Genomic DNA, 19,211 nt, shown 5'->3' with positions numbered 1-19,211 from the left:
GACGGTACGATCAACGAGCTGGTGATCAGCGGTAAGAAAGAGGTCTTTGACTTTAACGCGATCCCCAACACCAATTGGTATTACGGCATGATGGTGGATGACGAAACCGCTTACCAGTCGGTACGCCGCATGGTCACCTCCTCACTTATTCAGGGACTTATCACCATATTGATCGTGGCTGGCTTCTCCTATGTCGCCATCAACGGCTCGCTGGCCCCTCTGAAAACCCTGGGCGAAGCGATTGCCGATCTCTCCCGTGGCAACGGCGATCTCACTCGCCGCATCAAGATTGAACGTGAGGATGAAGTAGGCGCGGTTGCCAAACACGTCAACACCTTCATCGAGCGGATCCATGTGATGGTGCAGGATATCTCCAACTCCTCCGGCCAGCTCAACCAGCAGGCCAAGTCCTCCCACAGCATGGCGGAGAAGGCCAATCAGGGGCTGGCACGCCAGCAAAACGAGATCTCCCAGATCGCCACTGCGGTACACGAGATGTCAGCCACCGCAGTCGAGGTCGCCAGCAACGCCGAGCAGACCGCCGAAGCGGCCCGCAGCTCCTCCAGCAGTTGCGAGCATGGCAAGCAGGTGATCGCCCGCAACCAGCGCTCCATCACCGATCTGGCCACCCAGGTGGAACAGGCCTCCAACATCATTCAGGAACTGGAGAAAAACGCTCAGGAGATCAACACCATCCTCTCCACCATTCAGGGCATCGCCGAGCAGACCAACCTGCTGGCACTCAACGCCGCCATCGAAGCGGCCCGTGCCGGTGAACAGGGTCGCGGCTTTGCGGTGGTTGCCGACGAGGTGCGCGTCCTGTCACAGCGTACCCACAGCTCCACCGTCGAGATCCGCAATATGATCGAAACCCTGCAACGCAATACCCAGGGAGCGGTCAGTACCATGCACGAAGGCCAGCTGCTGGCCCAGAACAGCGTGGATGACGCCAACAACGCCACCCATGCGCTGGAACAGATCACCACCTCGATCAACCAGATCTCCGACATGGCGACCCAGATCTCCAGCGCGGCTGAAGAGCAGCGGGCCGTCACCGACGAAGTAAGTCGCAACATTCAGGCAGTGAAAGATGTCTCGGACGAACTGGCAGTGGATGCAGACAGCTCACGCCATCTCTCTGAACAACTTAAAAATATTTCGGGTGAACTGAGCAATCAGGTCGGCATGTTCCGCATTTGAGCATGAGCAAAAGGGGCCGTACAGGCCCCTTTTATTTTTCTAAATAGCGCTTAATTTTCAGTGAGTAATCTCACATTACCCGCCAAATCCCCCGCCTTGAAATCCTTGTAATTCGTCTGGAATTATCAGATCACCGCCGTGGTCACCGCAGTATTTCGGATTACCTATTTCTATCCGAATAGATAAATGCCAATAATTCTCATTAAAAAATTACAATAAAAAACTTAAAATTTTTTTCGCGAGTACCTAAAAAGAGAGGTGATTCGCATTTTATTGAAAGAAAACTACGTACAATCCAGAAGTTAAAGTGCTCGTAGCTAGGTGTTCAACTGCTCAGTAACACCAAAAAATGACGATAATAACGACATTTTCATCCAGGGATTTGGGTGTTTTATAGAAAAATAACCAATAAAAAGGGAATAAAACCTAGCAGTTTGACTTGCATCAAGCCTGAATTTTTTTCATAGAGCAAAATCGTGCCCAGCAAATCTATCCCTAAGGAGGCAGATGTGGATATTATCAAGACCGATGTGGCCATCATCGGTGCTGGCGGTACCGGCTTACGCGCCGCTATCGCTATAGCCGAATCACAGCCAGACCTGGACATCGCCCTGATTTCCAAGGTTTACCCGATGCGCAGCCACACGGTTGCTGCCGAAGGCGGCGCCGCCGGTGTCGTCCGTGATGACGACTCCCTCGAAAACCACTTCAACGACACCGTCTCCGGTGGTGACTGGCTGTGCGAGCAGGACGTAGTGGAATACTTCGTCAACAACGCAACCAAAGAGATGATCCAGCTGGAGCACTGGGGTTGCCCCTGGAGCCGCAAGCCGGATGGCAAAGCCAACGTGCGTCCGTTTGGTGGCATGAAGGTTCCGCGTACCTGGTTCGCCGCAGACAAGTCCGGTTTCCATATTCTGCACACCCTGTTCCAGACCTCCGTCAAATACCCGAGCATCAAGCGCTTCGACGAGCATTTCTGCCTTGATCTGATCGTGGACGACGGCCGTGTCCAGGGCGTACTGACCTTCGACATCCAGAACGGTATCACCCGCTTCATCCAGGCCAAATCCGTGATCGTGGCAACCGGCGGCGCTGGCCGTGTCTATCGCTACAACACCAACGGTGGCATCGTCACCGGCGACGGCATGGCACTGGCCTACCGTCACGGCGTACCGCTGCGTGATATGGAGTTCGTCCAGTATCACCCGACCGGTCTGCCGGGCACCGGCATCCTGATGACCGAAGGTTGTCGTGGTGAGGGTGGCGTCCTGCTGAACAAGGATGGCTACCGCTACCTGCAAGACTACGGCTTGGGCCCGGAAACCCCGATCGGCCAGCCGAAGAGCAAATACATGGAGCTGGGTCCGCGCGACCGTGTTTCCCAGGCATTCTGGCAAGAGCAGCAGAAAGGCCGCGTCATTCAGGGCCCGATGGGCGATGTGGTTCACCTCGACCTGCGTCACCTTGGCGAGAAGTACCTGAAAGAGCGTCTGCCGTTCATCTGCGAACTGGCCAAAGCCTACGTCAACGTGGATCCGGCCAAAGAGCCTATCCCGGTACGTCCGACTGCCCACTACACCATGGGTGGTATCGAGACTGACAACAAGTGTGCCACCCGTCTGCCCGGCCTCTACGCCGCGGGCGAATGTGCCTCCGTCGGTCTGCACGGTGCCAACCGTCTGGGTTCCAACTCCCTGTCCGAGATCGTGGTATTCGGCAAGCTGGCCGGTGAGCAGGCAGGTGAATTTGCCAAGACTCAGAAGCATGGCAACACCGAAGCGCTGGCCGCCAAGGCCGAGGCGCTCATCAAGCAACACCTCTCCCTGATGGACATAGACGGTACCGAAAACCCGGCCGATATCCGCAACGAGCTGGGCATGTCCATGGAAGCCGGTGTCGGTATCTACCGTACCGAAGAGCTGATGCAGGGCACCATCGACAAGATCAACGAGCTGAAAGCCCGTTACAAGAAGGTCAAGATCAACGACAAGTCCTCTGTCTTCAACACCGATCTGCTGTACGCCATCGAACTGGGTTACATGCTGGACGTGGCTGAAGCCATGGCGCACTCCGCCATCAATCGTAAAGAGTCCCGCGGTTCCCACCAGCGTCTGGATGGTTACGAAGAGCGCGATGACGTGAACTTCCTCAAGCACACGCTCTCGTTCTACCAAAATGGCGAAACGCCCTCCATCGATTACTCCGATGTGAAGATCACTAAGTCCCAGCCGGCAAAACGCGTGTACGGCTCCGAGGGTGAGAAACAAGACGAGGCTAAGAAGAATGGCTGAGATGATTGAAATTGAGATCCTGCGCTACCGTCCGGAACAGGATAACGAGCCCTGGATGCAAACCTTCCAGGTGCCATACCAGAGAGAGATGTCTCTGCTGGACGCCCTGCAGTACATCAAGGATCACCTGGACTCTACCCTGAGCTTCCGCTGGTCCTGCCGGATGGCGATCTGCGGCTCCTGCGGCATGATGGTCAACGGTGTGCCCAAGCTGGGTTGCAAGGCGTTCCTGCGCGACTATCTGCCGGGCAAGATGACCGTCGAGCCGCTCAACAACTTCCCGATCGAGCGCGATCTGGTGGTCGACATGTCCGACTTCATCGAGAAGCTGGAGAGCATCAAGCCATACATCATCCCGAGCGAGCCGCGCAGCCTGTGTGATGGCGAGTACATCCAGACTCCGGCCCAGATGGCGCAGTACAAGCAGTTCTCCCAGTGCATCAACTGTGGTCTCTGCTACGCAGCCTGCCCGCAGTACGGCATCAACAAGAAGTTCACCGGTCCGGCGGCACTGGCTCTGGCCTATCGCTACAACGTCGACAACCGTGATGCCGGTGCCAAAGAGCGTATGCGCATCATCAGCCAGGACGAAGGCGTCTGGGGCTGTACCTTCGTGGGCTACTGCTCCGAAGTGTGCCCGAAGGGCGTCGATCCGGCGGCGGCCATCCAGCTTGGCAAGGTCGAAAGCGCCAAGGACTACATGATCGCCATGTTCAAGCCAGATTGAGAGCAGGATTGAGACCATGAACAACACTGATAGCAAACGTAAACCTTACGTCCGCGAAATGAAGAAAGACTGGTGGCTGAAGAACGCTTTCTACACCGGTTACATGATCCGTGAAGGCACCAGTATCTTCGTCTCCATCTACGCCGTTGTGCTGATGTGGGGCCTGATGCGCCTGGTTCAGGGTCAGGAAGCGTTCAACGGCTGGCTGGAATCCCTGCAAAGCCCGATCGCCATCCTGTTCCATGTCGTCGCTCTGGCGGCGTGCCTGTTCCATGCCAAAACCTGGTTCGCCCTGGCGCCGAAAGCCATGCGTATCTTCCGTGGTGAAGACCTGGTACCGGAGAAGCCGATCGTTCTCGCCCAGTATGTGGCGCTGGCGGTGGTGTCCCTGCTTGTCCTGATCATCGTGGCCTGAGGAGAAAACAATGAGACGTTCTGACGAACCAATTTACTGGGGTCTGTTTGGTGCGGGTGGCATGGTCGTTGCCATGCTGCTGCCGGTCATTGTCCTCATCACCGGTCTGCTGGTGCCCATGGGCATCATGGACGTGGAAACCATGAGCTATGACCGCGTGCACGCGTTCGCCAGCTCCTGGTGGGGTGCCTGCATCCTGCTGGTGATCATCGCCCTGCCAGTCTGGCACGGTATGCACCGTATCTACCACGGTCTGCACGATCTGGGGATCCACACCACCAAGCTGCACCACTATGTGTTCTATGGCTTTGCCTTCCTGGTATCTGCCATTAGTGTCGGCCTGCTGATGGTACTGGTACTCCAGTAATCACATCTGACTGATTGACCAAACCGGGCCTCGTGCCCGGTTTTTTATTGCCCCGCTATCCCGCCCCTGCTTTTTATTCACTCAAACAATTCGATAAAAACCAGATTATCGTCCAATCATATGGCGATCACAGTCACATAACCCCAATACATTCGTCATTTGTAGCAAACCATTTTGACCACCATCAATTTAGTGACATCCATATCAATTATAATTATTCAGATTAAATAATTATTCATATGGAGCTAGCTAATGACAGACAAAACACGCTCGGTGAGCATAGGCAGTTACCTGGCACTGGCCTTCGCCGTGGTCTTCTTCTCCGGACTGTTGCAATCCGGCGAGTGGTACGGGGTATTCGATTTCACCACGCTGAACGGTTCGTTCGGTACCATGGTCCAGAGCGTCAGCGAGAATGGTGACGGCATCAAGACCGCCATGACCGACATGCGCGGCAAGGGGGGCAACGGGGCGCGAGATGGCTTTCTGTTCGCCCTGACCCTGATCCCCACCGTGATGTTTGCCCTCGGCATGATCAATGTGCTGGAGCACTACGGCGCGCTGGAAGCGGCCCGCAAGTTGCTGACCCCGCTGCTGCGTCCGCTGATGGGGATCCCGGGCAACACCGGCCTCGCCCTTATCGCCTCCCTGCAGAGTACCGATGCCGGTGCCGCCATGACCCGTCAGCTCAAGGATGAAGGGCTCATCACCAAGCGTGAAACCGACGTATTCACCATGTTCCAGTTCTCCGCTGGTGCCACCATCGTCAACTTCTTCTCCTCCGGCGCCGTGCTGTTCACCCTGACGCTGGCGGATGGCAGCCCGGCGGTCAGCTCCTCCATCGGTCTGGCTGTCATCGTGATGTTCGCCTTCAAATTTGTCGGGGCCAACCTGTTTCGGGTCTACCTCAATATGAGCGAAGGCAAGCAGACCGATAACAACACCCAGCAGAATCTCAACACTCAGGAGCAAGCCAAATGAGCCAGGCCAACATCAAGAAACCCATCGTCACCGATATCTTCGTCGAAGGGGCCAAGAAGGGCTGGGTCATCGCCACCACCTCCACCGTACCCAACGTACTGATGGCCTTCGTCATCATCAAAGCGCTGCAGATCACCGGCGCGCTGGATGCCATGGGCGCCATCTTCTCCCCTGTCATGGCCATCTTCGGGTTGCCCGGTGAGGCGGCAGCCGTGCTGATCGGCGCCTGGATGTCGATGGGGGGCGCAGTCGGTGTGGTCATCACCCTGTTCGATCAGGGGATCCTCAACGGCACCCACATCGCCATTCTGGCGCCAGCCATCTACCTGATGGGCTCACAGGTGCAGTACATGGGCCGCATCCTCGGCTGTATCGGCACCGAAGGGCGTTACATCCCCATCATGGTCGCCATCTCGGTACTCAACGCCTTCGGCGCCATGCTGGTGATGAACATCCTTCTCTGACCCGAACCTGATAGTGGAGCAAGCAATGACTTTTTCTCTGGATCAATACCTGACCGAACTGGCCCCGCTGATCAATCTGGATTGCGGATCCCTGCACCAGCCGGGCATTGCGGCAGTGGCCGACCTGATGGCCGCAAAATATGAGGCGATGGGCGGCTGGCAGATCAAGCGGGTCGACTGCGGCGCCGCCGGGGTCGGACTGGAGATCCGCAACCAGCCCGAAGCGGCGCAGATCGATGTGATGCTGATCGGCCATATGGATACCGTCTTCCCGGTCGGCACCGCCGCCGCCCGCCCGATGAGCGTCGATGGTGAGCGCGCTTACGGCCCCGGTGTCTCCGACATGAAATCCGGCCTACTCAACATCGTCTATGCCCTGCGTGAACTGCCCCGCGAGGTGCGTGATCGCCTGAGCATCTGCGTCTGCATGAACCCGGATGAGGAGATCGGCTCCCTGCACTCCAGCGACTGGCTGGCAACAGTGGCCAAACAGGCAAAACAGGTGCTGGTGGCCGAAGCGGCCCGCGCCGATGGCTCGCTGGTCAAGGCGCGCAAGGGGATGGCCCGTTATCGCATCGATTTCACCGGCAAGGCGGCTCACGCGGGCAACGAACCGCAGAAGGGGCGCAGCGCCATCACCGAGCTGGGCCACTGGATCCTGGCCATCAACGCCCTGACCAACTTCGAGAGCGGCACCACCCTCAACATCGGCATTGTCGAGGGGGGCAACGGCGCCAACATAGTGCCGGCCCATGCCAGCGCTGTGGTGGATGTCCGCTTCTGGGACAATCAGGAGTACCACCAGATCAACGATCATCTGCTGACCCTGGCCGAGCGGCCGCATCTGAACGGCGTCACCATCAAGCTGACCCGCGAGGCCCACAAACCGGCCATGGTGCCGTCTGAGGGCACCCAGGCACTGATGCAGCTGGTGGAGGAGTGTGGCGCCGAACTGGGGCTGCCGATCAGCTGGCAAGAGGTGGGGGGCGGCTCCGATGCCAACCTGACCGCCGCCCTCGGCATCCCCACTCTGGATGGTCTGGGCCCTATCGGTGCCGGTTTCCACAGTGACGAGGAGTATCTGGACCTGGCCAGCATTGCCCCGCGCATCGAGCTGCTGGTGAAGGTACTGACCCGTCTGGTGGCCTGACAGCCTCTCACGTAAAAAAGGGCCAGCCGGTTTGCACCGGCTGGCCCTCTGTTTATCTGCTCCCCCTGAATGACAGCAACCCTTCGCTATTACTCCATCGGCGGCAAGAAGCGGCGCATCACCTCATCCGTATGCCCCCCTTCCTGAAATGCCACCAGCGACTGATTGAGGATGTTCACCAGCTGGTGGGCGCGGGGGGAGCCCTTGCTCACCAGCAGATAGAAGCCCTTGCGGCTGGGCAGGGCGAGATTGAGCAACCCGCTCTCGCTGCGGTAGATGCCAAGGCTGATGCCTGCCACCAGAGGTTCGATTTCGCTCGGCAGAAAGTCGCAGCGATCCCGCTCCAGCATATCGAGCGCCTGCTGCAACTGCTTGACCCGGCGTGGCTCCTGCGCAAGCCCGTAGGGTGTGTAGTTGTAGCCAATCACCCCGCACACCCGGGAGCGATTGACCGTCTGCAGATCCGGCGGTTCGGGGTAGCGGCGCTTGAGATAGAAGAAACCGAGGTGGGTGTAGTAGAGGGGAACGCTGTAGAAGGCAAACTCGGCCCGCTCCGGCTTGTAGCTGGCATCCCAGGTCAGCTCGCACAGACCATTCTGGCGATAATCCGCCAGCTCCTGCTGCACCCGCGCCCAGGGCAGATAGCGGATCTGGTGCGAGAGCCCGCTCTGTTGCAGGGCATCGAGCACCAGCGTCGTCGCAGAACCTGTCAGGCGGCTGGTATCGGGCACCCCGTCCTTGCGCTCCCAATAGGTAAAGGGGGCCCACTCGTTGCCCTCCCCCAGACAGATCTTCACTGGCGGCTCTTGCCCCCATAGCGCGGGGGACAAGATAGCCATCGCCAATCCCGCCCACCATGTTCCCGCTCGTTTCATCTCCCGCTCCCGGACTGTTTATCCCTCTTGCAGCTTAGCCCAGAAGGGATTTTGCTCACTTTGCAGGGGCGCTTTCATGCCACAACGCCAGCAAATTGGCCGGAATGGCACCATAACGAAGCTGCGGGGTCTGGTGCCAGTCAGCCAGCTTTTGCAGGGCTTTCGCCAGATCCTGTGCAAGCGTGCGGGTCACTCTCACCCCGGCTTCCAGATAGAGGCTCTTGATCTCGAAGATCCCCTGCTGGCGATGGGCCTTGGCATCCATCCTGCCCACCAGCTTGCCGCGATGGAGCAAGGGCAACACGAAATAGCCGTACTGACGCTTGGGGGCCGGGGTATAACACTCGATGCGATAGTCAAAATTGAACAGTTCACTGGCCCGCTTGCGATCCCACACCAGCGGGTCGAACGGCGACAAGGCGGTGGTATGGGTTGCCTTGAGGGTGCCCGCCTGCGCCCTTGCCAGCTCATCGGCCAAAGATGCGTGCACAAAAGCGCCGTGCTGCCACCCGTCTACCCGTACCGGCAGCAGTTCCCCCTCGTCCGCCAGCTGATGGAGCAAGGCGTCATATTTGCCGCGCCGCAGCCGGTAGTAGTCCGCCACCCAACCGGTTTTGACCAGCCCCAGCGCCCGGCAGCTGGCGCGCACCATATCCCGCTGCGCCTGCTCGATGCTCGGCAGATCCCGCTCATCACACCACTCGGGGAGCACCCGCTCAGCCAGGTCATAGACCCGCTGAAAGTTGCGCCGCTCCCGCACCATCAGCTGACCGGTGGTAAACAATATCTCCAGATGGCGCTTCTCCGGTTTCCAGTCCCACCAGCCGTTCCCCTTGCCGGTTGTGCGTTCAAAGTCAGCGGCCCGCACCGGGCCGTGCTGACGAATACGCTCGATCAGCTGACCGATCTCCTGCTGATGGGTAGCGAGCCAGTTGGCCGAAAACTTCCACCCCATGGCGACGGGGTCGAGCATCCGATGGCGCAACAGCCGGTAATCCTCGCGGGGCACAAAGCAGGCCTCGTGGGCCCAATATTCGAAGATCTCGCCGTCGGCCAGCAACTGCTCCAGCCAACGCGGTTCGTACTGGCCAAGGCGGCTAAAGAGCACCAGATAGGGGCTGCGCGCCACCACCGAGATGGTATCGATCTGCAGCAGCGCCATACGGCGAATGGTGGCCAGCAGATCAGCCGGGGTCGCCTTGCTGCGACGGGGGGCAAGCAGCCCCTGCGCCGCCAGTTGCAGATGACGGGCATCTTGCAGTGACAAATGGGTAATCGACATCAACAACCGCTCCCTGGTATCTGACCATCGCGCGCCCGGCGGATAGCCAACAAAACCGGGGGAGGCACCACGCTGGCATGCCTCCCCCCTTGTGTACCTGCGCCGCTATGAGTGGGCCGGGGGCAAGACCAGCTGATTGACCACCAGCATGATCTCTTGATAAGTGGCCTCTACCGTCTCGGGGGTCGGCTCCAGAATCAGGTCATCGGCATAGCCGTTGATGAGGGAGGTGATCTGGCGCGCCAGTCGCCGGGCATCGCCCGCCACAAACTCGCCGCTGTCGATCCCCTTTTGCAGGATCAGATCCAACACCTCGCGCCACGCCAAAATGATTTTGCGGTAGCTCTCGGCAAACACAGGGTCGCGCAGTGACTCGTTCCAGGCATCAAGGTAGATGGCCCAGGAGGCATCCTGACTGGTCGGCAGGTTGTCCCGCACAAAGAGCGGCAACGCTTCGCGGGCCGGCAGCGGCAACAGCCACTCCCGCTGCTCGGCGATCTCCTGATAGGTGAAACGCTCCACGGCGCAGAGGCAAAGCTCCTTCCAATCCTTGAAGTAGTGGTAGACGTGGCTGCGCGCCAGACCGGTGCGTTCGGCAATATCACGGGTTGACGATGCCGCCATCCCCTTCTCCCGAAACAGGGCCAATACGGCCTCGATGATCATCTCTTTGCGCTGTTCTGCTGATGGGCGTGCCATCTGACCTCCTGCGATATCAATCGATCTGCTTGACTTTGAGCAGTCGCTCAAACAAACTTTGAGCACTCGCTCAAACTTAGCGTTTCCGACATCTTAGGAGATAACCCATGACAACACCAACCACTTCGGCAGCCAGTTGCGACGAGCAGGCCACGCCGTTGCCACACTCGGCCGGTCGTTCGCTGGGGGCGATTGCGCGGGCCAATCCCCTCAAGCTGGCGGGCACCTTCTCGCTGGTGGCCCTCGAAAACATCCTGCTGGTGGTCTATCCCCTGTTCGCCGGCTTTGCCATCGACGCCATCGTCAAGGGCCAGTGGTGGCAGGCCTCGAGCTACGCCCTCATCGTGCTGCTGTTCTGGCTGATCGGCGCCCTGCGCCGGGCGGTAGATACCCGCACCTTTACCCATATCTATGCGGCACTGGCGGTGCCGGTGATCCTGACACAACGCCAGCAGCAGGAGGGGCAATCCACCATAGTGGCGCGGGTCACCCTGGCGCGGGAGTTTGTCGACTTCTTCGAGAAACATATCCCGATCCTGGCCACCAGCCTGATCTCCATCGTCGGGGCGGCCGTGATGCTGATGGTGATCGAGTTCTGGGTCGGCATCGCCTGCATGGGGGTATTGCTGCTGTTCGGCCTGCTGCTGCCCGGCTTTTCGCGCAAGAACCAGCTGCTGCACGAGCGGCTCAACGATCGGCTGGAACACGAGGTCAAGCTGGTCACCCATGCCCAGTCAGCCAGCCTCGCCCGCCACTACCGCGCGTTGGCCTGGCTCCGCATCCGGATTTCGGATCGGGAAGCACTCGCCTTTCTGGCGGTCGGCATCAGCGCCTCCCTGCTGTTCCTGCTGGCCATCACCATGCTGATGGCCCAACCCCAGGTCTCGGCAGGCCATGTCTATGCTGTGATGACCTACCTCTGGAACTTTGTCACCAGCCTGGATGAGGGGCCCGGTCTTGCCGATCAGCTGGCCCGGCTGAGAGACATAGGCCGCCGGGTTAATACCGCCCAACCCGATGAAATGATTTGATATTTTGTATCTGTAACCAGAGTAGAAGATGAATCCGACCACCCTTTACCAACGAGCGTTGACCATGTGCATCAGCTGTTTTTTCCTCGCCGCCTGCGGCCCCAAGATGAGCGACTTTGAGCCCAACACCAGCTACTGGTTCAAGGAGAAACCGGCAGAGGATAGTGCCCCGCTGGCGCAAGACCTGAAGGTGGATATCGCCATCATAGGTGGCGGCTACAGCGGCCTCTCCAGCGCCTGGCATCTGGCCAAAGCCAATCCGTCGCTCAAGATCGCCATCTTCGAAGCCAAGCAGGTGGGCAGTGGTGCCTCGGGCCGCAACGGCGGCATGGTGTTGCCGGGCTCCGAGGTGATGGATCTCTATGAAGAGGGGGAAGCGAGCAAGCGCCACTACGATCTCACCGTCGCCAGCATGCGCAAGCTGCAGGCGCTGGTCGCCTCAACCGGCGTCGAAGCCGACCTCAAGCTCGATGGCTATGTGGAGGCGATCCTCGATGAGGAGGATATCCCCGAGTACCGCGACTATGTAAAAACCGCCAATCGCCTCGGCATCCTGCTCCAGTACTGGAACGCCGACACCACCGAAGAGAAACTGGGCACCGACCGCTACGCGGGGGCGGTCTACGACCCCAATGGCGGTCAGGTTCAAGCCATGAAACTGGTCAATGCCCTGCGCAAGGCGGTGGAGCAGGCGGGCGTCACCATCTATGAGCAGAGCCCGGTGCTGGGGATCAAGGAGGGCAAGCAGATCGAGCTCAATGTAGCCGACAAGTACAAGGTGACCGCCGACAGCATAGTGCTGGCGACCAACGGCTACACCTCCAAGCTTGGCTACTTCAGCGGCCGGGTCTTTCCGGTGCACGCCCAGAGCGCCGTCACCGAGCCGCTTACCAAAAAACAGCTGGCCGCCATCCAGTGGCAGAGTCGGGTGCCCTACTACGACACCCGCAACATCTTGTTCCATCTGGTATTGACCCCGGATAACCGCATCGTCATCGGTGGCGGCAATGCCGAGTACGTGTTCAACGACGGCCTCAACTACAAGGGCGATCTTAACCGGGTCAGCGAAATGATGATGACCGAGCTGGTGACCCTCTATCCGGCCCTCAAGGGGATCAAATTTGAGCAGGTGTGGGACGGGGTGCTCGGCATGACCGGCGACAGCACTGAAGCGGTGGGGGTAATGGGGGAGCACAAGAACATCTACTACGCCCTCGGCTACAACGGCCACGGCATCAACCTCTCCTTCCTGTTTGGCGACATCGTGGCCAGCCTCTATCAAGGCAAGGAGCATCCCTGGTTCAACCACGCCGAGCAGAGTCTGCCGATGTGGCTGCCGCCAGAGCCGTTCAAGTCAATCGGCGTCAAATCTGCCCTGATGTACTACCAGTGGCAGGACAAGGGCTACAAGGAGTAGCGCCGGGCGAACCCAACGAGTAACAGACGAAGGCACGCCTCAGGGCGTGCCTTTCTGCAATACCGCCACATCGGCGTGGGGGAAGCTGAGTTCGGCCTGCCAGCTGGCGGCCAGCACCTGAAACGATGCCTCGGCAAAGAAGACAATGTGGGTCGGGTCGTGGCGATAGCGCCAGTTTTTAAACCGCTCGTCACTGAGCACCCGCTGGGTCTGCAGCACCAGCAGGCCACCGGGCTTGAGGCAATCCCACAACTGCGCCAGCACCGTGCGCGGCTCGGCGATATGCTCTATCACCTCGGTACTGGTGATGAAGTCATACTGACGCGTCAGCAACTCTGGAAAATCGGCGTAGAACTTGTCATACCCCGCCATCTGGTAACCCGCCTCGCGCCCCATCGCCACCAGCGCAGGGCCGGGACCGCAGCCAAAATCGAGGCCACTTGCAGGAGTTGGCACCCGACTCAGCACCTCGCCAAAAGCCCGCATCAAAAAAGTGCGATAACGGGGATCATCCACCCGGTTGTCGTGGCCGTCGTAAACCGCCTTCTCCGCCACCTCATCCAGATGATCGCCCGCATCCAGCCAGACCAGCTCGCATTGGCGACAGCGGTGATAGCGCTTGCCCGCCACCGTCAGGGGATAGGAGTGATGGCTGGCACACAGGGGGCAGCTGACGGGGGATGACATGACGGTTCCTCTTGGGTGCTTCCTGTTGGATAACAGCGACGCAGATTGCCTGCCCGCTGCCTCGCTGACAACTTTTTTTGCTCCTTAAGGGTTTCTTAAGTTTGCCCTTTTACTCTCAAACCATCGCAAAAGAAGGAGTCCCCCATGACCATCGAGATCCAGGCCCCCTACCGATTGCTGCTAGCCAAGTCCCCGCAGCAGGTCATGGCGCTGCAAACCTATATCCAGGCAGCCTATACCCTCGAGTTCAACGCCCGCATCCCCCATTTTCTCCCCTGCCTGCTGGGGCTCTATCGGGCGGACGGGACGCTGGTCGGTGCCTGTGGTCTCAATCATGCCAGTGAGGGGCCTCTCTATCTGGAACAGTATCTGGAGCAACCCATCGAGGCCGCCATCAACACCCGCCTCGGGGTCTACCCGGCACGCAACCGCATTATCGAAGTGGGCAATCTGGCCTGCAGCGAACCGGGCAATGCCCGCCTGATGTTCGCGGCCCTCTGTCGTCTGCTGTGTGAAAACGCCCTCGACTACGTGGTCTTTACCGGCACTGCCAAGCTGCGCAACAGCTTTGCCCGGCTGCAACTCAATCCGGTGGAGCTGGCCCCCGCACAGGCCTATCAGGTGGGAGCCGACGCCGATGCCTGGGGTGAGTACTACCGTTGCCAACCCAAAGTGATGGTGGGCGACATCAATCAGGGGCGCGAGGTGCTGGCCCAGCGCAGCCTGCTGCTCAATCTGCTGGCCCCCATGCCAACCCTGTTTGACGATGCCGGCAAGAGCAGTGATAACCAGACCCATCAAAAAAGGTGCGCCCAATGAGCCTGTTCGACGCCATCGCCAAACAGGCCCACGAGGATCCGCAATCCCCAGCGCTGCTGAGCAGCCAGCAGCGTCTCGATTACCAGACCCTGTGGCAACAGATCCAGCGTCTGGCCAGCCAGTTGCAACAGCTCGACATCAGCCGTCTGGCGCTGCAACTGGACAACGGCCTGCCCTGGGCACTGCTGGATCTCGCCTGCACCCGCGCCGGTATCGTTGTCATCCCGGTGCCCCACTTCTTCAGTCAGGCCCAGCAGGCCTGGTTGCTGGAGAGCAGCGGTGCCGATGCGCTGGTGGGCCCACATCATCAGGGGTGGCATGCCGCCGAGCCGCTCTCGCTGATCACCGGCGAGCTGCCACTCTGGCGCCACATACCGGCTAATCGACCGGCGCTGCCCAAGGGTACCGCCAAGATCACCTACACCTCCGGTACCACGGGCCAGCCCAAGGGCGTCTGCCTGTCACTGACCCAGATGATGGCGGTAAGCCATGCGCTGGCCGAGCGAGTCGCGCCAGCCAAGGTAGAAAAACACCTGACCCTGCTGCCGCTGGCGACCCTGCTTGAGAACATCACCGGCCTCTATGTGCCGCTGCTGACCGGCGCCTGCAGCCGCATTCCATCCCTCGGGGAGCTCGGTTTCACCGGCTCCAGTTCGCTCAATCCAGCCATGCTGGGGGAAGCCCTGCTGCGCTGGCCGACCCACAGTCTGGTGCTGGTGCCCGAACTGCTGCGCCTGCTGCTGGCGCTCTGCACCAGCACCCCGACGCTGGCCCAGCAGCTCAAGAGCCTGCGCTTTATTGCCGTCGGTGGCGGCAAGGTGGCCCCCGACCTGATCACACATGCCCGCCAGCTCGGACTGCCGGTATACGAAGGTTATGGCCTCTCGGAGTGTGGCTCCGTGGTGGCGCTCAACAGCCCGGATGCTGACAAGCTCGGCAGCATCGGCCGCCCCCTGCTCCACTGCCAGGTCACCATCGCCAGCGACGGCGAAATTATGGTGAGCGGCAGTGCCATGCTGGGCTATCTCGGCAGCAACGAACCGACTCCCGAACAGATCGCCACCGGCGATCTGGGCCACCTCGATGAAGAAGGCTACCTCCATATCACCGGGCGCAAGAAGAATGTCCAGATCACCGCCTTTGGCCGCAACTTCTCCCCCGAGTGGGTGGAGGCCGAAGCACAGCTCTGCCCCGCCATCGCCCGCATCGTGGTGTTTGGCGATGGTCAACCCGCCAACGTGGCGCTGATCCAGCCCCTGCCGGGCAAAGAGGCGGATCTGCCACGCCAGATCGCAGGTCTGAACCAGCGGCTGCCCGATTATGCCCGGCTGCACCACTGGTTGCCGGTGGCGCTGGATCAACATCCCGGGCTGCTGACCGCCAACGGGCGCCCCCGTCGCAACGAGATTTACCAACACTTTTCCCGGCAAATCAGCCAATGCCTTACAGGAGAATCGTCATGAGCTTCTACCAGACTCTGCAACAAGCCACAGCTCAGGAGCGTGAGCATCTGTTCAACGCCCCCATTATCGAAGCCTGCCGCCGTGGCGATATCAGCCGTGACACCTATCTCGCCTTTCTGGCGCAGGCTTACTACCACGTGCGCCACACAGTTCCACTCCTGATGGCAACCGGCGGCAAGCTGGGTCAGGAGTACGAGTGGGTGCGTGGCGCCATTGCCGAGTACATCGACGAGGAGTATGGCCATCAGGAGTGGATCCTCAACGATATCCGCGCCTGTGGCGGCGATGCCGAGGCGGTGCGCCACGGCCAGCCGGGGCTGCCCATCGAGCTGATGGTCGCCTTCCTCTACGACCAGATCCAGCGCGGCAACCCCATGGGCTTCTTCGGCATGGTGCAGGTACTGGAAGGCACCAGCGTCGCCATCGCTCTCACCGTCGCCGACCAGCTGAAAAAGGGACTCGGCCTGCCACCGCAGGCGATGAGTTACCTGAGCTCCCACGGCGCCCTGGATCAGGAGCACCTCAAGTTCTTTGAATCCTTGATGGATAAGGTCGAGAGCCCGGCAGATCAGGCCGCCATCATCCACGGGGCCAAGGTGGTCTACCGCCTCTATGGCGAGATGCTCTACAACCTCACCGCCACACCGTAAGTCGGCAGCGGATCAGCAGACAGCAAAAAGGGAATCCATACCATGAACCTTGAAGGGAAACTCGTGCTGCTCACCGGCGCCAGCGGTGGCATAGGTGAAGAGCTGGCGCAGGAGCTGGCCGCCCAGGGGGCACACCTGCTACTGCACGGACGTCGCGGCCCGACGCTGGAGCGGCTGTGCAAGTCACTGCCTCATCCCGAGCGCCATCAGGTGGTGCTCGCCGACCTCGGCTCTGCGCAGGAGCGGGCAAAGCTGTTGCAACACCCAGCGCTGAAGGACGGGATCGACATCCTGATCAACAACGCTGGCTGCAACCAGTTTGCCTGGCTGGAAGATCAGAGCTTCGAGCAGGTGGAGCGCCAGCTGCTGCTCAATATCGAGGCGCCCATCCAGCTCACCCGTGCCCTGCTGCCAACCATGCGCAAGCCGGGGATCATCATGAACATGGGCTCAAGCCTGGGCAGCATCGGCTACCCCGGTTACAGCGTCTACTGCGCCAGCAAATTTGCCCTGCGCGGCTTTAGCGAAGCGCTGGGACGAGAGCTGGAGGGCAGCGGCATCAAGGTGCTGCATTTCGCCCCACGCGCCACCCGCACCAAACTCAATTCTGAGGCCGCCTACGAGATGAATGCGGCGCTCGGCACCCAGACCGACAGCCCGCAGGAGGTGGCCGAAGAGGCGGTCATCGCCCTGTGCAACGAAACCCGCCGCAGCTGGCTCGGCTGGCCGGAAAAACTGTTCGTGCGGCTCAATGCCCTGCTGCCCGGCATCGTCGACAAGGCGCTGGCCAGACAGCTGCCGATCATCAAACGTTATGCCCGTCATCTTCAGCCAGGGACGGCTGATGCCGGCGCAAACAGTGCGCCACAACCAGACTTGTCCCGCCCGATCCCGACCAAGAAGGAGCATTAATATGAACTTTTTCCGTCAATCAGTGACCTCTTGTGCCATCGCCATCCTGCTGGGGTCCACCTCGGTCATGGCCGCGGGTGATGCCCTCGTCCCCATCCAGCAACAGTGGGCCGTCTGCCAGTATCAACAGACTGGCAAGGGGAAAGAGAGCTGCCTCGAGACCCTGAGCACCCAGGCCGAAGCGGCCAGCGCCAAGGAGCCCTTTCGCGCCGATCTGCTGATCTGGTCGGCCATCGTCAAGAGCACCTGGGCGGGGGCCAAAGGGGGGCTGGGGGCACTGGGTCTGGTGAAAGAGGCCAAAGCCAAGCTGGAGCTGGCACTCAAACAGGATCCCAAGGCGCTGGACGGCTCCGCCTACACCAGTCTGGGCTCCCTCTACTATCAGGTGCCCGGGTGGCCGGTCGGCTTTGGCGATGACGAAAAGGCGGAGCAGCTGCTCAAGCAGGCGCTGTCCATCAATCCGGATGGCATCGACCCCAACTTCTTCTATGGCGACTTCCTGCTGGATCAGGGTCGCAAAGCCGAGGCCAAAACCTATCTCGACAAGGCGCTGGCCGCCCCGGCCCGCCCGGGCCGCGAAGTGGCCGACGAAGGGCGCAGAATGGAGATCCGCGATCGACTGGCCAAGCTATAAAACCCTGATGGATCAAAGAACTATTTAAACTCTGCCCACCAGCTTGCATACTGGTGGGCAGGGTTGTTTATGCCACGGCACGCCCTGGCGCTGAGCCAGATCGCCACACCCAACAAACAGGGAGAAAAGAATGCGGATCCTGCTGGTGGAAGATGATGTGATGCTGGGGGATGGTATGCAGGATGCACTGCGCCATAGCGGCTACACGGTGGACTGGCTGCAACAGGGGTTGCCCGCTCTGGCAGCCCTCAAGAGCGACGAGTTCGCCGCCCTGATCCTCGATCTCAATCTGCCCGACATCGATGGCCTCAGCCTGCTGCGCAAGTTGCGACGGGAGGGCCACCAGCTGCCGGTGCTGATCCTCACCGCCCGCGATGCGCTGGACGATCGGGTGGTCGGCCTTGATGCCGGCTCCGACGACTACATGGTCAAGCCCTTCGCCCTGCAGGAGCTCAACGCCCGCCTGCGCGCCCTGGTTCGTCGCAGCAAGGGGCAAGCTCAGGCGGTACTGGAGTATGGCGACATCCTCATCTATCCAGAATCCCAGCAGGTCACCTATCAGGGGGAGGCGGTCAAACTCACCCCCCACGAATACAAGCTGCTGCAGGAGCTGATCAGCCAGAGCGGCCGGGTGCTGAGCAAGGATCAGCTGCAACAGAGCCTCTACGGCTGGGATGAAGGCGCCGAGAGCAACGCGGTAGAGGTGCATATCCACCATCTGCGCAAGAAGTTCTACGGCGACCTCATCCGCAATATTCGCGGGGTCGGCTACATCATTCCCCAGCTCGAACAGCCAAACCGGACACCCGCACGATGAAACGCCCGCGCTCCATTCGTCGCTTTCTGCTCACCGGTATCCTGACGCTGGTGAGCCTGAGTCTCACCATCAGCGCCTTTATCGGCTACATGGAGGCGAGCCACGAAATGGAGGAGCTGTTTGATGCCCGCCTCGCCCAGTCGGCCCGCATCACCAATCAGCTGCTGGCCCGCTACATGGCCCAACAGGGGCAACTGCCCGCCAACGGCACCATCTATCAGGAGTGGGAGGCGCAAAATCCCGATGAGTGGCAAAAAGACCCCAGTCTCAACCTGACCGGCGAGGATCGGGAGATCACCCCCTACGGCCACGAGTTCGAACGCAATC

20 protein-coding genes and 1 pseudogene are annotated in these 19,211 nt (G+C 60.1%); 17 read left to right on the top strand and 4 right to left on the bottom strand.

The window, feature by feature from the left end; genetic code table 11:
* The 8 genes from AB5Y85_RS13920 to AB5Y85_RS13885 all read left to right on the top strand — a co-directional run.
* The coding region (locus tag AB5Y85_RS13920; protein ID WP_368221593.1) for a methyl-accepting chemotaxis protein at positions 1 to 1,200 on the top strand (1,200 nt) is incomplete at its 5' end.
* 509 nt (positions 1,201 to 1,709) lie between these two features.
* On the top strand, positions 1,710 to 3,494 hold the full coding sequence (gene frdA / locus AB5Y85_RS13915) for a fumarate reductase (quinol) flavoprotein subunit (RefSeq protein WP_064340833.1): 1,785 nt from the start codon (positions 1,710 to 1,712) through the stop codon (positions 3,492 to 3,494).
* Positions 3,487 to 4,221 (top strand): succinate dehydrogenase/fumarate reductase iron-sulfur subunit, encoded by a 735-nt coding sequence (locus AB5Y85_RS13910; protein WP_005335057.1) that lies wholly within the window; start codon positions 3,487 to 3,489, stop codon positions 4,219 to 4,221. The genes frdA and AB5Y85_RS13910 overlap by 8 nt, the downstream gene beginning before the upstream one ends.
* A gap of 16 nt (positions 4,222 to 4,237) precedes the next feature.
* Positions 4,238 to 4,636 (top strand): hypothetical protein, encoded by a 399-nt coding sequence (locus AB5Y85_RS13905; RefSeq protein ID WP_005335058.1) that lies wholly within the window; start codon positions 4,238 to 4,240, stop codon positions 4,634 to 4,636.
* 10 nt (positions 4,637 to 4,646) lie between these two features.
* Complete coding sequence (frdD, locus tag AB5Y85_RS13900) at positions 4,647 to 5,003, top strand: fumarate reductase subunit FrdD (protein ID WP_005335059.1); 357 nt, start codon at positions 4,647 to 4,649, stop codon at positions 5,001 to 5,003.
* Between the two features lie 252 nt (positions 5,004 to 5,255).
* Complete coding sequence (locus AB5Y85_RS13895) at positions 5,256 to 5,984, top strand: nucleoside recognition domain-containing protein (protein ID WP_064340831.1); 729 nt, start codon at positions 5,256 to 5,258, stop codon at positions 5,982 to 5,984.
* Positions 5,981 to 6,448 (top strand): YjiG family protein, encoded by a 468-nt coding sequence (locus AB5Y85_RS13890; protein ID WP_005335063.1) that lies wholly within the window; start codon positions 5,981 to 5,983, stop codon positions 6,446 to 6,448. The genes AB5Y85_RS13895 and AB5Y85_RS13890 overlap by 4 nt, the downstream gene beginning before the upstream one ends.
* A gap of 25 nt (positions 6,449 to 6,473) precedes the next feature.
* Positions 6,474 to 7,598, top strand: coding sequence for a M20 family metallopeptidase (locus AB5Y85_RS13885; RefSeq protein WP_257687021.1), 1,125 nt, complete (start codon positions 6,474 to 6,476; stop codon positions 7,596 to 7,598).
* A gap of 89 nt (positions 7,599 to 7,687) precedes the next feature.
* Here AB5Y85_RS13885 and AB5Y85_RS13880 read toward each other — a convergent pair whose 3' ends face one another.
* The 3 genes from AB5Y85_RS13880 to AB5Y85_RS13870 form a co-directional block, all read right to left on the bottom strand.
* Positions 7,688 to 8,437, bottom strand: a complete 750-nt coding sequence (locus AB5Y85_RS13880) for an ABC transporter substrate-binding protein (protein WP_139408141.1) — start codon at positions 8,435 to 8,437, stop codon at positions 7,688 to 7,690.
* Positions 8,438 to 8,528: 91 nt separating this feature from the next.
* Positions 8,529 to 9,755: a winged helix-turn-helix domain-containing protein gene (locus AB5Y85_RS13875; RefSeq protein WP_257687022.1), complete on the bottom strand. Its 1,227-nt coding sequence runs from the start codon at positions 9,753 to 9,755 to the stop codon at positions 8,529 to 8,531.
* Positions 9,756 to 9,860: 105 nt separating this feature from the next.
* On the bottom strand, positions 9,861 to 10,454 hold the full coding sequence (locus AB5Y85_RS13870; RefSeq protein WP_139733378.1) for a TetR/AcrR family transcriptional regulator: 594 nt from the start codon (positions 10,452 to 10,454) through the stop codon (positions 9,861 to 9,863).
* Between the two features lie 107 nt (positions 10,455 to 10,561).
* Between AB5Y85_RS13870 and AB5Y85_RS13865 the strand changes: the two genes are divergently transcribed.
* Both AB5Y85_RS13865 and AB5Y85_RS13860 read left to right on the top strand, forming a co-directional pair.
* Positions 10,562 to 11,485, top strand: a complete 924-nt coding sequence (locus AB5Y85_RS13865; RefSeq protein WP_088868668.1) for an ABC transporter six-transmembrane domain-containing protein — start codon at positions 10,562 to 10,564, stop codon at positions 11,483 to 11,485.
* Between the two features lie 28 nt (positions 11,486 to 11,513).
* A complete protein-coding gene (locus tag AB5Y85_RS13860) occupies positions 11,514 to 12,902 on the top strand; it encodes an FAD-binding oxidoreductase (protein WP_257687023.1) in 1,389 nt (462 codons plus the stop codon).
* A gap of 39 nt (positions 12,903 to 12,941) precedes the next feature.
* On the opposite strand, the gene AB5Y85_RS13855 is transcribed toward AB5Y85_RS13860, so the two are convergent.
* Positions 12,942 to 13,589 (bottom strand): class I SAM-dependent methyltransferase, encoded by a 648-nt coding sequence (locus tag AB5Y85_RS13855; RefSeq protein WP_257687024.1) that lies wholly within the window; start codon positions 13,587 to 13,589, stop codon positions 12,942 to 12,944.
* Positions 13,590 to 13,733: 144 nt separating this feature from the next.
* On the opposite strand from AB5Y85_RS13855, the gene AB5Y85_RS13850 reads away from it, so the two are divergent.
* The 7 genes and pseudogenes from AB5Y85_RS13850 to AB5Y85_RS13820 all read left to right on the top strand — a co-directional run.
* Entirely contained in the window at positions 13,734 to 14,408 is a 675-nt protein-coding gene (locus AB5Y85_RS13850) for a thermostable hemolysin (RefSeq protein ID WP_136501344.1), read from the top strand.
* Positions 14,405 to 15,871, top strand: a complete 1,467-nt coding sequence (locus AB5Y85_RS13845; RefSeq protein WP_257687025.1) for an AMP-dependent synthetase/ligase — start codon at positions 14,405 to 14,407, stop codon at positions 15,869 to 15,871. The genes AB5Y85_RS13850 and AB5Y85_RS13845 overlap by 4 nt, the downstream gene beginning before the upstream one ends.
* Positions 15,868 to 16,521, top strand: coding sequence for a TenA family transcriptional regulator (locus AB5Y85_RS13840; protein WP_005354042.1), 654 nt, complete (start codon positions 15,868 to 15,870; stop codon positions 16,519 to 16,521). Before AB5Y85_RS13845 ends, AB5Y85_RS13840 begins: the two co-directional genes overlap by 4 nt.
* Before the next feature lie 42 nt (positions 16,522 to 16,563).
* Positions 16,564 to 17,433 (top strand): SDR family oxidoreductase, encoded by an 870-nt coding sequence (locus AB5Y85_RS13835; RefSeq protein WP_257687026.1) that lies wholly within the window; start codon positions 16,564 to 16,566, stop codon positions 17,431 to 17,433.
* Between the two features lies 1 nt (position 17,434).
* The gene (locus tag AB5Y85_RS13830; protein WP_257687027.1) at positions 17,435 to 18,067 is read left to right on the top strand and encodes a tetratricopeptide repeat protein; all 633 of its coding nucleotides are present in this window, start codon (positions 17,435 to 17,437) and stop codon (positions 18,065 to 18,067) included.
* Between the two features lie 130 nt (positions 18,068 to 18,197).
* Positions 18,198 to 18,884 carry a response regulator gene (locus AB5Y85_RS13825; protein ID WP_257687028.1) on the top strand — a complete coding sequence of 229 codons (687 nt, stop codon included), beginning with the start codon at positions 18,198 to 18,200 and terminating at the stop codon, positions 18,882 to 18,884.
* Positions 18,881 to 19,211 (top strand): annotated as a pseudogene (locus AB5Y85_RS13820) (two-component sensor histidine kinase); the annotation flags it as partial. The gene AB5Y85_RS13825 and the pseudogene AB5Y85_RS13820, both read left to right, overlap by 4 nt.

The organism is Aeromonas sp. R3-1 (assembly GCF_040908345.1).
GTDB classification, from domain to species: Bacteria; Pseudomonadota; Gammaproteobacteria; order Enterobacterales; family Aeromonadaceae; genus Aeromonas; species Aeromonas veronii.
The sequence above is the reverse complement of the archived record's forward strand: the minus strand, read 5'-3'. Positions and strand labels throughout refer to the sequence as shown.